Source organism: Bradyrhizobium sp. Unk1 (genome assembly GCF_059512345.1).
In genome coordinates this window covers 254251-274077 of the sequence record NZ_JCAMOP010000004.1, presented here as the reverse complement: position 1 = coordinate 274077, position 19827 = coordinate 254251, and the positions used below count along the sequence as shown (strand labels likewise).

The following is a 19827-nucleotide window of genomic DNA, read 5'->3' as shown; positions in this document are numbered from 1 at the left end:
TCGTCCGTACCGAGCTTAGGCGGAGGCTGCGAATGCCGCAGCATTCGCAAGCAGCTCTTTCAGCTGGTCCGGCAGCAGGGACTCCAGCGGCGGCCGCAGGCGCTGCCAACCGGCATGCTTGGTGCGATCGGCCGCAAGCGCCTTCAGCGAGGCCATCTGCGGAAATTGCGAGACCAGCTCGCGCGCCTTCACGATGCGCGCCTGCGCCGCCTTGAGCGCCGGATCGTCGTCGCTGTTGCCAAAGTGCTTGAAGACATAGGCAAGACTGCGCGCGACGACATTGGAGGTCGCGGTTATGCAGCCCGCGCCGCCCTTGCGCAGCAGCGGCAGCATCAATGGATCGGCGCCGCCCAGGACAGCGAAGCCCGGAAACCGCTCGACCATCGCCGTCATGTTGGCGAAGTCGCCGGACGAATCCTTGATGCCGGTGAACGTCGCCGGATAGACCTTGCGCAGCCGCTCGATCAGTGCATGCGAGATCGGTTGCGCCGACATCTGCGGGTAGTGATAGAGGACGACTTTCAGGCGCGCATCACCGATACGCTGAACCACCTCGCTGTAGGAGGCGAAGATGCCGTCATCGGTGACGTTCTTGTAGTAGAACGGCGGCAGCATCACCACGGTGTCGACGCCGACCGAGAGCGCGTGGCGCGTCAGCGCGGTGGTATCGCTGAGCGCGGCAACGCCGGTGCCGGGCAAAAGCCGCCGCGGCGCGATGCCGGCGGCCACCACCGCCTCGAGCAGCGCCGAGCGTTCGGCCACCGAAAAGGAGTTCGCCTCACCCGTCGTGCCCAGCATCGCGATGCCGTCGCAGCCTTCGTCGAGCAGATAGCGACAATGGTCCACGAAGCGCGCATGATCGGGAGCAAGCTCGGCGTCGAGCGGCGTCAACGCGGCGGAGAACACGCCATGAGGGTGCAGCGATGATGTCGACAAAACTTCCTCCGATCGTCAGAACGATATTGTTCGGAATGCGAACATTTGTTATTTGCTGATGCAGTCGTAAAATCAGCTCGGCCCGACGTCAAGGGCATGGCTGTCATGGCGGGGCATTCGAGCATGGCCAAGGCTGCAAAGCGCATAACGGAATCGTCGCGGAAAAACCCTAAGAACCACGTCGCTTCCGTTGGGAAGGCCTTCGCGGTGCTCAAGAGTTTCAGCAGCGAGGCCTTCGAGCTGACCCTGAGTGAGATTGCCGCACGGGCCGAGCTCGATCGCGGGACGGCGTTCCGCCTGATCCAAACACTGACCGAGCTCGGCTATCTCCAGGCCGTTCCGCAAAGCCGCCGGTTCCGTCTCGGCGTCGCCTGTCTCGACCTCGGCTACACCGTGCTGTCGCACGGCTCGCTGCGGCCGATCGTCGAGCCGCTGCTGCGCGACCTCGTCCCGGCGGTGGGCGATGCGGCCTCGCTCGGCATTCTCGATGGCGGCGACGTAGTCTATCTCGCGCGCGTCGGTGCCGGCCTCGACCGTCACAAGATGGACCGCCGGCCGGGCACGCGCATTCCCGCCTACAGTGCCGCGCTCGGCCATGTCATGCTGGCGCATCTGCCACGCGACCAGCAGATCGAGCGGCTCGAGTTGCGTCCTCGCGTCAAACTGTCGGAGCGAACGCTGACCGATCTCGACGCACTGCTCGCCCGGCTCGATCAGGTGAAGAAAAAAGGCCATGCCGTCTCCGACGGCGAGAATGCCTATGGCCTGCGCACGCTGGCAACGCCGATCTTCGACGCTCAGGGTTTTGTGATCGGCGGCTTGAGCGTCACGGTCGATGCGATGCGCATGGACATGGCGGCCTTCCGCGACCAGGCGTTGCCGCGGCTGATGCAGGCGACCGCCCAAGTCCAGGATCTCGCGATCAAATCGGGATTGACGAGCTGAGGGTGGTGACGGCGATCAGATCACGATGTGATCGAAGTCGGCAGCGATCCGCGTATTCGGAAACATCTTTGTCGCCTCCGTCAAGATCTCTTCATCCTCGTATCGTCCCGACATGTGGACCAGCACGAGCTGCTTGACGTTGTTGGCAGCGGCAAACGAAGCGGCTTCGGTTGCCGTGAGATGGCCGTAGTCCCGCGCGGTCGCGGCGTCACGATCGAGGAACGTCGCCTCGATCACCAGCAAGTCGGCGTCGGCGACATGTCGAGATAGACCATCGGTGGTTTCGGTGTCGCCGACCACGACGAGCTTCCTGCCGCCGCCCGGCGGGCCCAGGACGTCTTCCGGATCGATGGTTCGACCGGCGATCACGACCGGTCGTCCAGCGGCCAGCTCTCCGCGCATCGGCCCGTCCGGGACGCTGAGCAACGCGAGGCGCTCGGGCAGAAGGTGGCGGCGTGCGGGACTTTGGAAAGAGAAGCCAAAGCTGTCGGTGTCGCGGTGGCGGACCGGAAAGCAGTCGATAGTGAAGTCGCCGGCATCGATGACTTGCCCCTCGGTCAGCGGCGCGAATGCCACAGGGATCGGCGCCCTGCCCGCGCCCCACAGACCTGCAAGCATGCGAACGACGATGTCGAGCGTGCCCGGGCCGGCATGAACGGTCATCACGTCGGAGGTCTGCCGCAACCCCAGCGTCGAGAAGAGACCGGGGATGCCGAGCACGTGATCGAGATGCCCGTGCGTCAGCAGGATGCGGTCGAGCCGGCGAAAGCCGGCGCCACTGCGCAGCAACTGGCGCTGCGTGCCCTCGCCGCAATCAACCAGAATGCGCTTGCCCGCGACCTCCACCAGGAGGGCCGGATGGTTGCGCTCCACTGAGGGAACGCTTGCCGAGGTGCCGAGAAATGTCAGGGCGAACATGGTCGTCAGCGTCCAGAGACCGACCTCTCCCCGGCAGCCCTTCAACGGTCCGCACGGTGGATGGCCTCACCGTCCCCAATGCCATGCGAGCAGCAGCGCGTACAGGCCCATCGAGCCCGCATAGAGCGCGGCAAGCAATGCATATCCGGCGATCTGGCGGCCGAGCGCTGCCTTCGGCTTGATCCACCAGTCGAGCGCCCTGAAGGCGGCCGGCACGAGAAACCAGCCGAGCAGCTGGGTACTCACGAGATTGCCGACGAACAGCGACAGCCAGACGGGCACGCCGTGGCTATCGATCAGCGGCGCGCTGACGAAATAGCCCCAGAGATAGACCACGGGATAGAGCACCAGGAGCACGATGAGGTTGCTCTTCCAGATCAGACCCGCACTCTGCTCCGGCGCCTGGGCCTTCCCCGTTGGGAACCAGAAATTGAAGCCGTAGCTTGCCCGCTTCACGTTCATGCCGGCGTTGAAGCGCGCGCCTTCCTCAAGCAGCGTCTGCCGCAAGGGCGAGTCGAGCCATGCATTGAGGTTGGCATCGCTGTCGAACGACAGGATGACGATCCACTCGTCGTGCAGGCCCGAGATAGGCCGCTCGATCTTGTGGCGCAGGAACCCCCTGAACTCGGCCTCCGCGGCCTGGATGCGCTGTTGCCATTTGAGGAACGCATCCTCGAGTCCATCCGGCACCTTGAAGGAGATGACGGCGGAGACCGCGCTGTCGCGCTGAACGCCGGTGTCGGGAAGGATATGGACGTCCTCCGACCCGACGAAGAAGCGCTGCACGTCCGCGATCAGCCGCGCCCGTACCTCGCTCTGAAGCCAAGCGCGGGCAGCGGCCGGATTCGCGAAACGTACGATCGTCACCCAGTCCACATGCGCCGGCGGCTGCGGCGGCACGACCTCCTGGCTGAGGAAGCCAGGCCACGCCTTCAGCACCTCGCCGACCTCGCCGTTCCAGCGCGCGAACGCGGCAAAGCCGTCGTCGGCGATGCGGCGCTGGATGACGAGGGCGACCGCCTGGGCCGCTGGATCCGGAGATGCGCTCATCGCGACCGTCCGCTTCAGCTCTGCTTGTAGAGGCGCTTGCCCATCACCCAGGTCTCGTCGACGCAGCGGTCGTCGCCGACCATCATGACGGCGAACAGCATATTCGCGACCTCATCAACCGTGCGCGGACCAGCACCGTCGGCGATCAGCGACTGGTGCCAGGGTTGCGCCAGCTGGCCACCATTCGGATCGAGCGCGACGAAATCGGCCTCCTTGCCGGGCTCGAAATTGCCGAGCTTGTCGTCGATGTAGAGGCCTTCGGCGCCGCCGAGCGTGACCGACCAGAAGCCGCGATAGGGCGAGAGCTTGTTGCGCTCGGCTTCCGCAAGATCCTTGCGCGCCGGGTCGATGCTGCCGTCGAGCAACGTGTTGTTGCACATGCCGACCTTGTAGGCGTCATCGAGCACGGAAATCATCGAGAAGCGGTTGCCGCCGCCGACGTCGGTGCCGAACGACATCTTCACCCGATGCTCGGGATCGGTGGCGCGGCCGAGGCGGAACAGGCCGCTGCCGAGGAACAGGTTCGAGCACGGGCAGAACACCACCGCGGCGCCCTTCTTGGACATGCGGCGGAACTCGTTGTTCGAGAGATAGACACCATGGCCGCCGGAGAATTTTGGCCCGACCAGGTCGAACTTCTCGTAGACACCGAGATAGTCCTGGCAGTCCGGATGCTCGACCAGCACGCCGCTGCACTCGGCCGGGTTCTCGGAGATGTGGGTGTTGACCCAGCAGTCCGGATGCTCGTGCTTGAGGCGCTGACACGCCTTGAGCAGCTCCGGCGAAGCGCCGAAGGCGAAGCGCGGCGTGATGGCGTAGAGGTTGCGGCCCTTGTTGTGGTACTGCGCGATCAGACGCTTGCTGTCGCGATAGAAGTTCTCGGGCGTGTCGATGAACTCGGCCGGCGCGTTGCGGTCGATCCCGGTGAGGCCCGCGATCACGCGCATGTTGCGGCGGGCGGCTTCCTCGAACAGCTCTTCGGTCGAGACCGGCGAGGAGCTGGTGAAGGCCTGGCAGGTGGTGGTGCCGGCGGCGAGCAGTGCGTCGAGAAAACGCTTCACGCCCTCGCGCGCGTAGTTGCGATCCTTGTACTTGATCTCCTCGGGGTAGATCGACTTCTGGAGCCACGGCAGCAGCTGTTCGCCATAGGCGCCGAGCACGCGGGTCTGCGGCAGATGGATGTGGCCGTCGATGAAGCCGGGGACGATGATGCGGTCCTTGATATGGGTGATCTCGACGCCCGGGTGCGCGGCGGCGATCTTCTCATACGGACCGAACGCCTTGATGACCCCATCCGTGACGACCATGAGGCCGTCCTGGTGAAAGCGCGCGGCAGCCTGCTCGTTGCCGATGTGCTTCCAGGGATCGTCGACGAAGTCGAAGAATGTGCCGCGAATACCAACGGTGGTCATGAGAGGTTCCTTCCTTAAGTCTGTGTGGCGTGGCGCGCTGCAGGCAGCGAGATCGCAAGCAGCGTGCCTGCGACGGCGCAGAGGCCGAGATAAAGCCAGCCGATCGGCGCCTGCGTCGCTTCGGGCAACACCGCTGCGATCGCCATGGCGCCGCTGACCGCGAGATAGCAGAGCGCGCTGATGAGGCCGCCGATCAGGCCGTGGTCGCGCTCGAACAGGCCGAGCGCCATGCCGTACATCATCGGGCACAGCACGCCGCAGCCGCCGAGCACCAGTGCACCGCCGATCGTGATCGACGCAAAATCAAGGCCGAGGGTCATGCCAGTTGCGGTCAAGACCACAGCGCCGGCGAGAAACAGCGCGAAGGCACCAAAAGCCATCACGCGGGCCGGCATCCAGCTCGCGAAGTGCGCACAGCCGAGCTCGCCAGCGAGATTGACGCCGCCAAGGCCGAGCGCGACGAGGCCGTAGATGGCCGCGGAATAACCGAGGCCGGTCTGGTAGAAGAACGGCGCGACGACGCCGAACGCCAGTTGCGCGCTGGCCGCGGCGGCGAACACCAGCACGAAGGCCAGGAAGCCCGGACGGACGAGCGCCTCGCGGAGAATGCTCGCCGTGCGGCGCGGATCGAACGGCGCGCGCCGCTCGGCCGGCAGCGTCTCGGGCAGAAGCAGCACGACGATCGCAGCGACGATGGCCGCGGCGATGGCAATGATGACGAAGACCCCGCGCCAGGACGTCAGCTCGACGATGAAGCCGCCGGCCGCCGGTGCGAGCACGGGTGCAAGCCCCCAGGCGGCGCCAAGCAGGCCGGAGATCGCCGTGAGCTCGCGGCCGCGAAAGCAGTCGGCCGCAACCGCATAGGCGACGACGAGGCAGGTGCAGCCACCGACGCCCTGCAGGAAGCGTAGCGCGAGCAGCAGCGATGCGCTGGTGGCGAGCGCACAGGCGATGCTCATCGCGATGAGAACCGATAGCCCCGCGAGCAGGACGTTACGGCGGCCAAGCGTGTCGGAGGCGATGCCGACAGGCACCAGCGCCAGACTCATGCCGAGCATGTAGGCGGTGACGGTGTTCTGCATCGACGCGGAATCGGTGGCGAGATCAACCACCATCTGCGGCAGGCCCGGCGTATAGGCATCGAGCGGAATCTGGCTGAACGGCACGACGCACAGCAGGATCGGCACGATCCCGCCCTTCGCGCGACCAGCGTCCGAAGCAACTGCAGTCATGGCTCACGCCCCCTCGATGCCCGCGGGTCCTGTCTTTTCGTGCGCGCAGTGAGAGGCGACGATGCAGGTTGCGGATTGACGCGCGGAGCGTGCCAGAACTGTGTGTAAAAACTCTTAGGGGGTCCGCCTCAATGCGGGCGGCCGAGGCTCTGGTCCTCGCTGTCCCGGGATGCTCCAACAAAAAATGCGAAAACAACCCCATGCACAGTACAAATCATTGAAGAATTTCGCTTCGGCATGACGCGAGCCTAGCCCCGAGGACGTTTGACACGTCGGGCAAAACAGGCGCAGGACTGCACCATCCCCGCCTGTGAATTCGCCGTCGCACAGAAGCCATTAACCGTTCGGAAGGCATCGCCGTTTCGAACGCAGGTTCGGCATCAGCCGGGTGCAGATCAAAGCAAGAAACCCTTGAGAGCTCCGAGAAACTGCCGCGGCGACTGAAGCTGCGGCACGTGCGCGCAGCCTGGAATGACCTTGAGTTCGGCGCACGGCAAACCGGCGGCCAGCTCATGCGACATTGGCGGAGGCGTCGCCTCGTCGTGCTCACCGACCAGAACGAGGGCAGGAACTTTCACCGCGGCAAGTTCGGCGCGGAGATCGAGGCTTGCCAACGCGTCGCATGCGCTGCGAAACACATCGGGATCCGTCCGCAGAAAAGCTTCGCGACGATCCCGCATCAGTTCGGGATGCTGCTCCTGAAACTCGGGCGCAAACAGACGCCGCATCGCAACGTCAGTGATCGCCTCGAGGCCCTTCTCCCGCGAGACCATCGCCATGTTGCGAAACGCCTCGCGGCCGGGCTCCGAGAACGCCGCGCCGCAATCGGCGAGGACGAGCTTGCTGGCGATCTCCGGGTGCCGGATCGCCATCTGCAAGGCGACGAAGCCGCCATAGCCGTTGCCGAGCACGATCGCCGGCGCACCGCCCGCAGCCTCCTTCACGGCCTCCGCCATCCTGTCCGCGACAACGACGAGCCCGCCCCCGACCGCGCGTGAGCGACCGAACCCCGGCAACTCCGGCACGATGGTGCGAAACGATCCCTCAAGCTCGGGCACGATCGCATCGAAGCTCGCACGGTCCGACAACAGCGAGTGGAAGAGAAACAGCGGCGGCCCTTCGCCCGATTGCGCGGCGTTGACGGTCCCGTTGGCAAGAAGCCTGTCCATGTCCGGTCTTTCCTTAACTTCGTCGGCGGGATCACACCCGTTCGCGTGCCGTGGAGGCCCCCGATTGATAAATCAACTGTCAGGGAATTCAAGCATTTGGCGCTTGACGTGAAATATCAGACTTGCCAGATTATCGCCAACGAGGTCCCTAACGATCATGCTTTTACGCGAAAACATCTACGATCTTCTCAGATCTGATATTTTAGCTTGTCGCTTTGCTCCAGGCGATGAAATGCGGGAGCAGGATCTGGCCGAACGCTATTCGGTGAGCCGCCAACCGGTTCGGGATGCGCTTTTGAGGCTGCAGCGCGAGCACCTGGTGACGGTGCAGCCGCGCCAGGGCTACCGGGTCACCCCGATCTCGCTGTCGGACGCCCGCGACCTCCTCCGCTTCCGTCTTGCGCTGGAGCCGGCCTGCGTCGCCGAGGCGATCGAGAGCGCTCCCGACAGCGTCCTGAAATCGCTCGATGAATTTCGCCGCTTCTCCGGCGACCACGAGGACTTCATCGCCTACAACCGCGGCTTCCACTCCGCGCTGGCTCATGCGTCCGGCAATCGCCGCATGGCGACGGCGCTGTGCGACCTGATCGGCCAGGCCGACCGGCTGGTCCGCGTCAGCGTGTCCAATCTTAGGGGTCACGACCCGGCAAAGCTCGTCGCCGAGCACGTTGCCCTGATCGACGCCATGCAGAGCCGCGAAACGCGAACCGCCGCGCGCATCATCAAGGCCCATATCGGGGCCACCGAAAAACGCGTTCTGCCGGCGCTCAAGCGCAATGCCGTCATCGTCGAGGAGAGGTCATCATGAACATTCCGTCGAAACCTGCGTCGATCGACGTCGAAATCCATGGCAATTTCATCGACGGGCGTGAAGTCGAAGCCGGCAACGGCGTGATGCTCGACGTCCGCAATCCCGCGACCGGCGACGTCATCGCCCGCATTCCCAATTCGACCGCCGAGGACATCGACCGCGCGATGAAGAGCGCGCGCGCGGCGTTCGAAGGCAAAGCCTGGGGCGGCATCGACACGCGCGCGCGTGCCAGACTGGTCAACAAGCTCGCCGATGCCTTCGAGGCCAATCTCGACAGCCTGTACCGGCTGGAAACCCTCAACAACGGCCGGCCGATCAACGAGACCCGCGCCCAGCTCTCCCGCCTGCCCGATTTCTTCCGCTACTTTGCCGGCGTTGCGCTGGCGCGCCGCGACTCCGTCATCCCCGTCGAAGGCGCCTATCTGAATTATACGCTTCGCACCCCGATCGGCATCGTCGCCAATTGCACGCCGTTCAATCATCCCTTGATGATCCTGTGCAAGTCGCTGGCCGTGGTGCTGGCGACCGGATGCGTCACCGTGGTCAAGCCGTCCGAATACACGCCGCTGACGACGTTGAAGCTTGCGCAGATCTTCACCGAAGCGGGCCTCCCGCCGGGCGTCTTCAACATCGTTCTCGGCCTCGGCCAGAGCGCCGGCAAGATGCTGGCCGAGCATGGCGACATCAACAAGCTGGTCCTGACCGGCGGTACCGAGGCCGGCCGCATAGCCGGCAGCGCGGCCGCAAAGGTGTTCGCGCATCAAACCATGGAACTCGGCGGCAAGACGCCGGTGATGGTGTTCGACGATTTCGATGTCGACCGCGCCGTCAACTACGCCGCGTTCGGCGCTTTCATCGGCGCCGGACAGACCTGCGTCTGCGCCTCGCGCCACATCGTCCAGGCTTCGATCTATGACGAATTCGTCGAGAAACTGCAGGCCAAGACCCGCACGATCCGCGTCGGCGATCCCTTCGACGCGAGCACCCAGATGGGCCCCGTGATCTCCGCCCGGCAGCGCGACCGCGTTCTCACCTACGCAGGCTACGGCCACGAGGATGGCGCGCGTCTCGTCACCGGCGGTGTTGCCGCGAAGGTGGCAGGTCACGACAACGGCTATTTCGTCGAGCCGACCGTGTTCGCCGACGTCACATCCGACATGCGCATCTTCCAGGAGGAAGTGTTCGGTCCCTTCACCTCGGTGACGCCGTTCAAGGACGAGGCCGACGCGCTTCGGCTCGCCAATGACTCGCCGTTCGGCCTCGCTGCGGCCATCCGCACCCGCGACGTCGCCCGCGCCCACCGCGTTGCCGCTTCCGTCAAGGCCGGCATCGTCTGGATCAACGATCACCATCGGCTCGACCCGGCTTCGCCCTGGGGTGGCGTCGACGATTCCGGCATCGGCCGCGAATGCGGCACCGAGAGCTTCAACGACCACTTCAACACCAAGAGCGTGATGGTCGCCACCCACGAGCAGCCGTTCGACTGGTATCGCGACACGGCCAACCAAAAGCGCCTGAACTAGCAAAAAAACGACAAGCGGCCGACCGTCCATAGAAGGCGGGCCGCATCGACCAGATCAACAGTCAAGGGAGAGCGTATATGTCGACATCGGTGAACGCCGGCAGCCGTCTGGATCGGCTGCCGATCGGGCCATTCCATCGCCGCATCATGCTGCTGATCGGCATCGGAATGTTTTTCGACGGTTTCGACATCTATATCGCCGGAACCGTGCTCAGCGTCACGCTGAAGACCGGCTTTTCGACCCTCGCCCAGAACGCGGTTTTCATCTCCGCGACCTTCGTCGGCATGATGCTGGGATCATTCGGCACCGGCTTCCTCGGCGACCGCTACGGACGCCGCTTCACCTATCAATTCAATTTGCTCCTTTTCGGCGTTGCCTCCCTGGCCGCGGCTTTCTCGCCGAACATGGCCTTCCTGATCGCCTGCCGCTTCGTGATGGGCGTTGGGTTAGGTGCGGAGAATGTCGTCGGCTATTCGACGATGACGGAATTCGTGCCCGCGCGCACCCGCGGCAAATGGCTTGGCTTCACCACCGTGTGCGTCGTCACCGGCCTGCCCGTGGCGCTATTGGTCGCGTCCGTGGTGGTGCCGCAATTCGGCTGGCGCTCCATGTTCGTGCTCGGCGGCGTCGGCGCGCTCGTGGTGTGGTACATGCGCAAGTCGCTGCCGGAATCGCCGCGCTGGCTGGAAGCGGTGGGACGCACCGACGAGGCGGAAGCGCTGATGCAGACCATCGAGAAGGAAGCCGCGCAAGGCCAGCCCCTGCCTCCTCCCGCGGCCACGACGCCGGTCCCGGCATCTGCCGATCTCGGCACGCTGTTCACCGCGCCCTTGCTGTCGCGGATGATCGTCGGCGCCGTCTGCCTGATCACCATCAACACCCTGCTCTATGGCTTCGTGACCTGGCTGCCCGTGTTCTTCGTCAAGCAGGGCCTCTCGATCGCGACCTCGTTCGGCTATTCGCTGCTGATGGCGCTCGGCGCGCCCGTCGGCTCGGCCATCGGCGCGCTGACCGCCGACCGCTGGGGCCGCAAGCCGACCATCATCGGCGCATCCCTGATCACGGTGATGCTTGGAATCCTCTACCCCATGATCTCCGATCCGATCCTGCTGCCCGCCGTGGGCTTCGCGCTGACGGTGCCGATCTACGTCCTGGTCGCCCTTCTGTTCGGCATCTATATCCCGGAGCTGTTTCCAACCGAGGTCCGCCTGCGCGCCTCCGGCATCGTCAACACGCTGGGGCGCGGCGCCACCATCGTCACACCGTTCCTCGTCGTGTCGCTGTTCAAGACGCGCGGCGTGGCCGGCGTCATGGCCTTGATGATCGGACTGCTGGTGGTGCAGATCATCACGGTCTGGGCGCTCGGCATCGAGCCGCGGCATCGCAGCCTCGAGGAACTCAAGGCGGAGGAATCTGCTTCGCCGGTGCTGAAGGAAGCTTCCTGAGGCTCTCCACCGCGTCATGGCCGGGCTTGTCCCGGCCATCCACGCCTTGTGACGCCGCACTGAGAACGTGGATGCCCGGGACAAGCCCGGGCATGACGACCAGATGCGATAGCGTCGTAGCCCGGATGAAGCGATAGCGTAATCCGGGTCATGCATCCGCGTCGGGATATCTCCCGGATTGCGCTGCGCTCCATCCGGGCTACAAGGTCTCAGCCGGGATACAATGGAGCTCGTGATGACCGCAGATGCCGCTGACCTGGACTACGGCTCGATCGGCGCACTTCTGAGCGCCCTGCACGCGCGCAAAGTGTCTGCGTCCGAGTTGCTCGCGCATACGATCGCGCGCATCGAGGCGCTGGACGGCCGGATCAATGCCATCATCGTTCGCGATTTCGATCGCGCGAGAGAGGCCGCACGCGCCGCCGATGCCGCGCTTGGCCGCGGCGAACGACTGCCTTTGCTCGGCATCCCCGTGACCCTCAAGGAACCGTTCAACGTCGCCGGTCTGCCGACGACATGGGGCTTCCCGCATTTCAGGGATTTCATGCCTGCGGACGATGCCCTTGTCGTCTCGCGGCTGAAGGCGGCAGGCGCCATCATCATCGGCAAGACCAATATCCCGATCGGCTTGCGGGACTTCCAGAGCTACAACGACATCCACGGGACGACCAACAACCCGTGGGACCTCGGCCGGTCACCCGGCGGCTCCTCAGGCGGATCGGGCGCGGCGCTGGCCGCGGGTTTCGGTCCCCTCTCGATCGGCTCGGACATCGGCGGCTCGATCCGGGTGCCCGCGCATTTCTGCGGTGTGTTCGGACACAAGCCGAGCCTCGGCCTGGTGCCGCTGCGCGGCTACAGCCTGCCGCCGGCACTGCCCGTCCCCGGCCAGGGCGATCTCGCTGTCGTCGGGCCGATGGCGCGCAGTGCCTCGGACCTCGCGCTGGCGCTCGACGTGATTGCCGGCCCCGACGCGACGCGCGACGGGATCGGCTATCGCCTTGCACTGCCGGCCCCGCGGCATGACCATCTCAAGGGTTTCAGTATCCTCGTGATCAATACGCATCCGCTAATGGCGACCGGAGACGCAGTGCGCTCAGCCATCGGGCGATTGGCCGACCGGCTCGGCAAGTCAGGCGCGCGGGTCGCGCGCGCGAGCACCTCGCTGCCCGACCTCGCCGACTCCGCGCGGCTCTACATGAAGCTGTTGAACGCAGCGCGAAGCCCGCGGCTGACGCCGGCCGCTCTCGCAGAGGCGCAAGGAGTTGCCGCGGCACTCGCGCCCGACGACCGCAGCCTGCAGGCCGAGCGCGCGCGCGGCTGGGGCATGATCCATCGCGATTGGCTGGCGACCGACGCGGCGCGCCTGCAGTTGCAGCAGAAATGGTATCAGCTGTTCCGCGAGTTTGACGCGGTGATCTACCCAGCCGCCGCCGTGCCGGCCTTTCCGCATGATCACTCCGAGCCGTTCGACGCCCGGCAACTGGACATCGACGGCAAGCTCCATCCCTATTCCGATGCGTGCTTCATCTGGGCAGACCCCGCCTCGACCTGCGGACTGCCGGCAACCGCCGTTCCGATCGAGCGAACGACGTCGGGCTTGCCGGTCGGCGTTCAGATCATCGGGCCGTACCTCGAGGACCGTACGACGATTGCGCTCGCCGGGTTGATTGAACGCGAGTTCGGTGGCTTCGTCCCGCCGCCGGCGCTGCAATCCTCAAAATGACAACGGCCGGCGGCCGTCACCTTCTGTCGGACGACTGCGCCTCGACCGCCTGCACGGCAACGCTCGCGACCTGACGCAGCGCCTCGCGGTCGGAGCCTGAGGACGCCATCACGCCCATGCCGACCGAGACGGCCGAGACGTAGCGCGCGAGCGCGGCGGGATCAGAACTCGGCTTGAGATCGCCTTCGGCCTTGGCGCGAACAAAGCGCTCGCGGAGCTGGTCTTCGTTCTCGGCGCGGCGGGCGGCAAGCTCGAACGGGACGTTTTCGGAGCCGCTACCGCAGGCAATGCCGCCCTGCACGAGCAGGCAGCCGGGCGGATTGGCGGGGTCGGTCTGCTTTTCGGCGATGCCCATCAGCATCCGCTCGGCGACGTCGCGGGCGGTCGGTGCGGCGACCACCTCGTCCATCCAGACGCCGCGCAATTTGGTGTAACGGTCGAGCGCGGCCTTGAGCAGGCCTTCCTTGTTGCCGAAGCAGGCGTAAAGGCTCGGGGGATTGATGCCCATGGCCTCGGTGAGCTGGGCAATGGTGGCGCCCTCATAGCCGTGGCGCCAAAACACTTCCATCGCCTGGTCCAACGCCGTTTCGGCGTCGAATTCGCGGGGGCGTCCCATGCCCATGTGCCTGTCTCCTCGGAATTCAGGTTCTGCCTGAGGCTTAACGCCCAATCCTATCTATTTGTTCTAGCTTTATTTTCTGCAGTCTTCCAATTCTTGCGGTATGCCGCTACAATTTTCTTAGTGAATGATACATAAGTATCTTGCACTGCGGCATCCAGCTCCACATCTGTAGTGAACACTACATATCTGGAGCGCGCAAATGCATCCCTCGCAAAACTCCCCCCGCACCGGCCGTTTCCGCCGCCTCCTCGGCGGCGTCGCCATCGTGGGCGCCCTCGCCGTGGCCGGCGCGATCGCAACCGGCCACTACTTCCGTGCCGCCCAAGCCACGGCAACGGCTGCCGCTGCCGAGCAGGCCGTCTCGGTCACCGTCGCGATGATCGAACCCAAGCAGACCGTGCTGTGGGACGATTTCTCCGGCCGGCTCGAGGCCATCAACCGTGTCGAGCTTCGTCCCCGCGTGGCCGGTGCGATCCTTGCGACCAACTTCACCGAAGGCGCGCTGGTGAAGGCCGGCGATGTGCTGTTCAAGATCGATCCGGCACCTTACGCCGCGGAGGTCGACAAGGCCAACGCCCAGCTCGAGGCTGCCAAGGCGCGCGTCGTGTTCACCCAGAGCGAGCTCGAGCGCGGCGCGCAGCTGGTCGGCAATGCCGTGGTCACGCGGCGCGACTACGACCAGCGCGACAACGCCAATCGTGAAGCCATCGCCAACGTGAAGGCCGCCGAAGCGACGCTCCAGACCGCAAAGCTCAATCTCGACTACACCGAGGTGCGTGCGCCCGTAGACGGCCGCGTGGGCAAGTTCGAGATCACCGTCGGCAATCTCGTCGCCGCCGGCACCGCCTCCCCGGTGCTGACCTCGCTGGTGTCGGTCAATCCGATCTACGCCTCGTTCGATGCGGATGAAGAGGTCGTGCTGCGCGCGCTGAACTCGATCGCGGATACCTCCGGCCAACGCGGCAAGCTCGACCAGATCCCGGTGGAAATGACGACATCCGGCGGTCTCTCGGCGAAGGGTCACATCCAGCTCATCGACAACCAGGTCAACGGCCAGAGCGGCACCATCCGGGTCCGCGCGGTGTTTCGGAACGAGGACGGGCGTCTCATCCCCGGCCAGTTCGCCCGCGTGCGCATGGGCCAGCCGAAGCAGCAGACGCTGGTGATGATCGACGAGCGCGCGATCGGCACCGACCAGGACAAGAAGTTCGTGATGGGGGTCGGCGACGACAGCCGTGCGGTCTACCGGCCGATCACGCTCGGCGGCTCGGTCGACGGCCTTCGCATCGTGACGGCGGGGCTGAAGCCCGGCGATCGCATCATCGTCAACGGTCTCCAGCGCGTGCGTCCGGGTGCGCTGCTCAAGACGGAGGTCGCGGCGATGGGTGCGCGTGGACCGCAGCAGGCCTCCAACCACAGCAACCAGGATGTGGTGCAACGCTAGCTACATCATTCCGGGCCGCGCGCCCGGAATGACCAAGTCATAACGACCAAGACATAACGACCAAGACATCGCATCTCGATTCCGGGTTCGTGGGCGTCGCCTACGTCCCGGAGTAACGGGAGAGCTGTCGCTCGCGTAGGGGCAAAGCCATGAATCTCTCAAAGTTCTTTATCGACCGTCCGATCTTCGCCGGCGTGCTGTCCGTCCTGATCTTCCTCGCAGGCCTGATCTCGCTGTTCGCGATGCCGATCTCGGAATATCCGGACGTGGTGCCGCCCTCGGTGCTGGTGCGCGCGACCTATCCCGGCGCCAATCCCAAGGTGATCGCCGAGACGGTGGCAACCCCGATCGAGGAGCAGATCAACGGCGTCGAAGGCATGCTCTACATGTCGAGCCAGGCGACCACCGACGGCGCCATGACGCTGACGGTGACGTTCCGGCTCGGCACCGATCCTGACAAGGCGACGCAGCTGGTGCAGAACCGCGTGCAGCAGGCCGAGCCGCGCCTGCCGGCCGTGGTGCGTCAGCTCGGCATCATCACCAAGAAATCGTCCCCCGACCTCACCATGGTCGTGCATTTGCTGTCGCCGAACAACCGCTACGACATGACGTATTTGCGCAACTATGCCGTCCTCAACGTCAAGGACCGGCTGGCGCGCATCGACGGCGTCGGCGACGTCCAGCTCTACGGCGCCGGCGATTATTCGATGCGGGTCTGGGTCGATCCGCAGAAGGCGGCCGAGCATGGCCTGACCGCGAGCGACATCGTCAAGTCGATCCAGGCGCAGAACGTCGAAGCCGCCGCCGGCGTCGTCGGCTCCTCCCCCAACGTCAAGGGCATCGACCTGCAACTCTCCGTCAATGCGGAAGGACGGCTCGCCAACGAGGAGCAGTTCGGCGACATCGTGGTCAAGACCGGCACGCGCGGCGAAGTGGTTCGCTTACGCGACGTCGCCCGCATCGAGCTTGGCGCCTCCGAATACGGCCTGCGTTCGCTGCTCGACAACAAGCAGGCGGTGGCGATCCCGATCTTCCAGGCGCCGGGCTCCAACGCGCTCGAGATCTCCGACCACGTCCGCGCCACCATGGCCGAGATCAAGAAGAACATGCCGGAGGGCGTGTCCTACCAGATCGTCTACGATCCCACCCAGTTCGTGCGCTCCTCGATCGAGGCCGTGATCCATACGCTGCTGGAGGCGATCGCGCTGGTGGTGCTGGTCGTGATCCTGTTCCTCCAGACCTGGCGCGCCTCGATCATTCCGCTGCTGGCGGTGCCCGTGTCGATCGTCGGCACCTTCGCCGTGATGCACGTGTTCGGCTTCTCCATCAACGCGCTCAGCCTGTTCGGCCTGGTGCTCGCCATCGGCATCGTCGTCGACGACGCCATCGTCGTGGTCGAGAACGTCGAGCGCAACATCGAGGGTGGACTGTCGCCGCGCGACGCCACCTACCAGGCGATGCGCGAGGTCTCCGGTCCGATCATCGCGATCGCGATGGTGCTGATCGCGGTGTTCGTGCCGCTCGCCTTCATCTCCGGCCTGACCGGGCAGTTCTACAAGCAGTTCGCGCTGACCATCGCGATCTCGACCGTGATCTCCGCCGTCAACTCGCTGACGCTCTCGCCGGCCCTGTCGGCGCTGCTGCTCAAGGGCCACAACGAGCCGAAGGACCGGCTGACGATCATCATGGAAAAGAGCCTCGGCTGGTTCTTCCGCGGCTTCAACAAGGCCTTCACACGTTCGTCGGACAATTACAGCGGCACCGTCACCAAGGTGGTCTCGGGCAAGGCCGCGGTGATGGGCCTCTATGTGGTGCTGGTCGGCCTCACCGCCTTGCTGTTCCAGCAGGTGCCGAGCGGCTTCGTCCCCGGCCAGGACAAGCAGTACCTGGTCGGCTTCTCGCGGCTGCCCGATGGCGCCACGCTCGACCGTACCGAGGAGGTGATCCGCAAGATGAGCGACATCGCGCTGACCCAGCCCGGCGTCGAGAGTTCTGTCGCGTTTCCCGGCCTGTCGATCTCCGGCTTCACCAACTCGTCCAATGCCGGCATCGTGTTCTCGACGCTGAAACCGTTCGACGAGCGCAAGGGGCCGGCCCTGAGTGGGAATGCCATCGCGGCCGACCTCAACAAAAAATATTCCGGCATCCAGGAAGCCTTCATCGCCATGTTCCCGCCGCCGCCGGTCAACGGCCTCGGCACCATCGGCGGCTTCAAGCTCCAGATCGAGGACCGTGCCGGTCTCGGCTATGAAGCGCTGAACGAGGCGACCAAGGCGTTCATGACGGCGATGCAGAAGGCGCCGGAGATCGCCGGCGTGTTCTCGAGTTTCCAGGTCAACGTGCCCCAGCTCTTTGCCGACATCGACCGCACCAAGGCGCTCCAGTTGGGCGTGCCCGTGACCGAGGTGTTCAACACGCTCCAGATTTACCTCGGTTCCTACTACGTCAACGACTTCAACAAGTTTGGCCGCACCTATTCCGTCTACGTCCAGGCCGACGCGCCGTTCCGCGCCCGCGCCGACGACATCAGGCAGTTGAAGGTCCGCTCGTCCTCCGGCGACATGGTGCCGCTGTCGGCGCTGCTGACGATCCGCCAGAGCGCCGGACCTGAGCGCGCGATCCGCTACAACGGCTTCCTGTCCTCCGACATCAACGCGGCCGCTGCGCCCGGCTTTTCGTCGGGGCAGGCCCAGGAGGTCGCGACGCGGATCGCGGCGGAGACATTGCCGCCCGGCTTCGCCTTCGAATGGACCGACCTGACCTATCAGGAGTTCATCGCCGGCAATTCCGGCCTCTGGGTGTTCCCGCTGGCGATCCTGCTGGTGTTCCTAGTGCTGGCCGCGCTCTACGAGAGCCTGACCCTGCCGCTCTCGATCATCATGATCGTGCCGATGGGCCTATTGGCGGCGATGTTCGGCGTCTGGATCTCGAAGGGCGACAACAACGTCTTTACCCAGATCGGATTGATCGTGCTGGTCGGCCTCTCCGCCAAGAACGCCATCCTGATCGTCGAATTCGCGCGTGAGCTCGAATTCGCGGGACGCACGCCGATCCGGGCCGCGATCGAGGCGAGCCGCTTACGGCTGCGTCCGATCCTGATGACGTCGATGGCGTTCATCATGGGCGTCTTGCCGCTCGTGCTCTCGACCGGCGCGGGCTCGGAGATGCGACGCGCGATGGGCGTCGCGGTGTTCTCCGGCATGATCGGCGTCACCGTGTTCGGCCTGTTCCTGACACCGGTGTTCTATGTGCTGCTCAGAACCATCACCGGCAACAAACCGCTGGTGCATCACAGCAGCGACACCAGCGCCGCGCCGGTCCAGGGCCTTCACGAAGTCCAAGGGCACTAGATCAGGGAAATCCCTGAAAGCAACAACAGAACGAGCACGGTCTTGCGAAAGACCGTCTCGTTGACCCGGTGAAAGGCGATCACACCCAGCCCTGAGCCGGCGAACAGTGCCGGCAGGCTGATCGCGAGGTCGACGAACACCTTGGACGACAGGTCCTGGTGCCCGACCAGCAACGCGATCGCAAAGACCTGCATCGCGGCGATGAAGGGCTGCACCAGGCCGCGCTGCTCGCTCTTAGGCATGCCGCGCATGTCGCACCAGATTGTGGGGATTGCGCCGGGCATCGCGGTCAGGCCGCCGATCAGCCCTCCCCCGAATCCGATCAGTGCGACCCAGTGCCGGCCGACGGCTTCGCCGGCCGTGACCAACGTCGGTCGCAGCAACATGTAGGCCGCATAGAGCGCGACGATGATGCCGAAGCCGCGCCGCAGCAGATGCGTGTCCGTGGATTGCAACAGCGACACCGCGATGGGAACGCCGATCAATCCGCCGACGATCAGCAGCAGACTGCCCTCCCACCGGATGCTGCGCCGAAGCGCCCACAGATTGGTGGCCTGCACGCCGATGCTGCACGCCATCATCAGCGGCACGGCCTCCAGCGGCTGAAACACGCGAAGCAGAATCGCGCCCGCCACGGCCGAGAACGCGAAGCCCGAGAGCCCCGAGACGAAGGCGCCGGCGAACACGGCGACACTCACGAGAAGGCTGGTCGTGATATCAGGCACGATGCGTTCTCCGGCTCAGTCGTAGGGTGTCTGCGTCGCAGGGACATCGGCAGTCCCGGTGCAGAGCTCCGCATCGTGCGAATTCAGGAGAGGCCGAGCGACCGGCTGCGCGTGCGAACGCGCCAGCATTGCCAGCCCGACCAGTTGAAGCGTGACGAGCGCCGCCGTCAGCGCGGCGGCGACAATATTGACGTTACGCCCGTTCGAACGTGGTGCGGCCGGCCGCGCGCTCGCGCGGATCAACTCTGTTGGCATTTTCAAAAGTATCCTCTTCATTGCAGACGGGAATAATTTCATTCAAACGCGACGTTTCATGCGGCTGCTCCAGCAAATGGCCGTAGCGCCGTAGCGCGCGCTTCGCGTCGATCTCGCGCTGCGCGCGGAATGCCGCTCCGATGCGGGCGACGATGTCGCGAAACTTGCCGGCCGGAGCTGGTGACGCCTTTCGCATGACAATCTCCTCTCAACTTGCGCGAGAGATTGATGAGGTTCACTTCCGCTTGCTGTGAGTTGCTTCACACG

16 protein-coding genes are annotated in these 19827 nt (G+C 65.0%); 7 read left to right on the top strand and 9 right to left on the bottom strand.

Annotated features, from left to right (window positions below; genetic code table 11):
- Window positions 1-15: 15 nt before the first annotated feature.
- The gene (locus AC5ZFO_RS07145; protein WP_282518146.1) at window positions 16-936 is read right to left on the bottom strand and encodes a dihydrodipicolinate synthase family protein; all 921 of its coding nucleotides are present in this window, start codon (window positions 934-936) and stop codon (window positions 16-18) included.
- Window positions 937-1032: 96 nt separating this feature from the next.
- Between AC5ZFO_RS07145 and AC5ZFO_RS07140 the strand changes: the two genes are divergently transcribed.
- On the top strand, window positions 1033-1881 hold the full coding sequence (locus AC5ZFO_RS07140; RefSeq protein WP_496121854.1) for an IclR family transcriptional regulator: 849 nt from the start codon (window positions 1033-1035) through the stop codon (window positions 1879-1881).
- A gap of 15 nt (window positions 1882-1896) precedes the next feature.
- Here AC5ZFO_RS07140 and rnz read toward each other — a convergent pair whose 3' ends face one another.
- From rnz to AC5ZFO_RS07115, 5 genes are all read right to left on the bottom strand, one after another.
- Window positions 1897-2799 carry a ribonuclease Z gene (gene rnz, locus AC5ZFO_RS07135; protein ID WP_282518148.1) on the bottom strand — a complete coding sequence of 301 codons (903 nt, stop codon included), beginning with the start codon at window positions 2797-2799 and terminating at the stop codon, window positions 1897-1899.
- Between the two features lie 66 nt (window positions 2800-2865).
- A complete protein-coding gene (locus AC5ZFO_RS07130; protein WP_282518149.1) occupies window positions 2866-3849 on the bottom strand; it encodes an antibiotic biosynthesis monooxygenase in 984 nt (327 codons plus the stop codon).
- Between the two features lie 14 nt (window positions 3850-3863).
- Window positions 3864-5261 carry a guanine deaminase gene (gene guaD / locus AC5ZFO_RS07125; RefSeq protein WP_496121853.1) on the bottom strand — a complete coding sequence of 466 codons (1398 nt, stop codon included), beginning with the start codon at window positions 5259-5261 and terminating at the stop codon, window positions 3864-3866.
- A 14-nt stretch (window positions 5262-5275) separates the two neighbouring features.
- Window positions 5276-6493, bottom strand: coding sequence for a multidrug effflux MFS transporter (locus tag AC5ZFO_RS07120; RefSeq protein WP_282518151.1), 1218 nt, complete (start codon window positions 6491-6493; stop codon window positions 5276-5278).
- A 395-nt stretch (window positions 6494-6888) separates the two neighbouring features.
- Window positions 6889-7662 carry an alpha/beta fold hydrolase gene (locus AC5ZFO_RS07115; RefSeq protein WP_282518152.1) on the bottom strand — a complete coding sequence of 258 codons (774 nt, stop codon included), beginning with the start codon at window positions 7660-7662 and terminating at the stop codon, window positions 6889-6891.
- A gap of 157 nt (window positions 7663-7819) precedes the next feature.
- Here AC5ZFO_RS07115 and AC5ZFO_RS07110 point away from each other — a divergent pair, with 157 nt between their 5' ends.
- The 4 genes from AC5ZFO_RS07110 to AC5ZFO_RS07095 all read left to right on the top strand — a co-directional run bounded on the left by AC5ZFO_RS07110 (window position 7820) and on the right by AC5ZFO_RS07095 (window position 13164).
- Window positions 7820-8470, top strand: a complete 651-nt coding sequence (locus tag AC5ZFO_RS07110; protein ID WP_212453567.1) for a GntR family transcriptional regulator — start codon at window positions 7820-7822, stop codon at window positions 8468-8470.
- Window positions 8467-9996: an aldehyde dehydrogenase gene (locus AC5ZFO_RS07105; RefSeq protein WP_282518153.1), complete on the top strand. Its 1530-nt coding sequence runs from the start codon at window positions 8467-8469 to the stop codon at window positions 9994-9996. Before AC5ZFO_RS07110 ends, AC5ZFO_RS07105 begins: the two co-directional genes overlap by 4 nt.
- Before the next feature lie 77 nt (window positions 9997-10073).
- Window positions 10074-11441: an MFS transporter gene (locus tag AC5ZFO_RS07100; protein WP_496121852.1), complete on the top strand. Its 1368-nt coding sequence runs from the start codon at window positions 10074-10076 to the stop codon at window positions 11439-11441.
- Window positions 11442-11676: 235 nt separating this feature from the next.
- Window positions 11677-13164: an amidase gene (locus AC5ZFO_RS07095; RefSeq protein ID WP_282518155.1), complete on the top strand. Its 1488-nt coding sequence runs from the start codon at window positions 11677-11679 to the stop codon at window positions 13162-13164.
- Between the two features lie 16 nt (window positions 13165-13180).
- Here the strand turns inward: AC5ZFO_RS07095 and AC5ZFO_RS07090 are convergent, their stop codons facing one another.
- On the bottom strand, window positions 13181-13786 hold the full coding sequence (locus AC5ZFO_RS07090; RefSeq protein WP_282518156.1) for a TetR/AcrR family transcriptional regulator: 606 nt from the start codon (window positions 13784-13786) through the stop codon (window positions 13181-13183).
- Between the two features lie 199 nt (window positions 13787-13985).
- Between AC5ZFO_RS07090 and AC5ZFO_RS07085 the strand changes: the two genes are divergently transcribed.
- Window positions 13986-15230 (top strand): efflux RND transporter periplasmic adaptor subunit, encoded by a 1245-nt coding sequence (locus AC5ZFO_RS07085; RefSeq protein WP_282518157.1) that lies wholly within the window; start codon window positions 13986-13988, stop codon window positions 15228-15230.
- Window positions 15231-15379: 149 nt separating this feature from the next.
- Window positions 15380-18580: an efflux RND transporter permease subunit gene (locus tag AC5ZFO_RS07080; RefSeq protein WP_496121851.1), complete on the top strand. Its 3201-nt coding sequence runs from the start codon at window positions 15380-15382 to the stop codon at window positions 18578-18580.
- On the opposite strand, the gene AC5ZFO_RS07075 is transcribed toward AC5ZFO_RS07080, so the two are convergent.
- The gene (locus AC5ZFO_RS07075) at window positions 18577-19305 is read right to left on the bottom strand and encodes a sulfite exporter TauE/SafE family protein (RefSeq protein ID WP_282518159.1); all 729 of its coding nucleotides are present in this window, start codon (window positions 19303-19305) and stop codon (window positions 18577-18579) included. The two genes, AC5ZFO_RS07080 and AC5ZFO_RS07075, sit on opposite strands and share 4 nt — an antisense overlap.
- Window positions 19306-19498: 193 nt before the next feature.
- Entirely contained in the window at window positions 19499-19756 is a 258-nt protein-coding gene (locus AC5ZFO_RS07070) for a hypothetical protein (protein ID WP_282518160.1), read from the bottom strand.
- Between the last annotated feature and the right edge of the window lie 71 nt (window positions 19757-19827).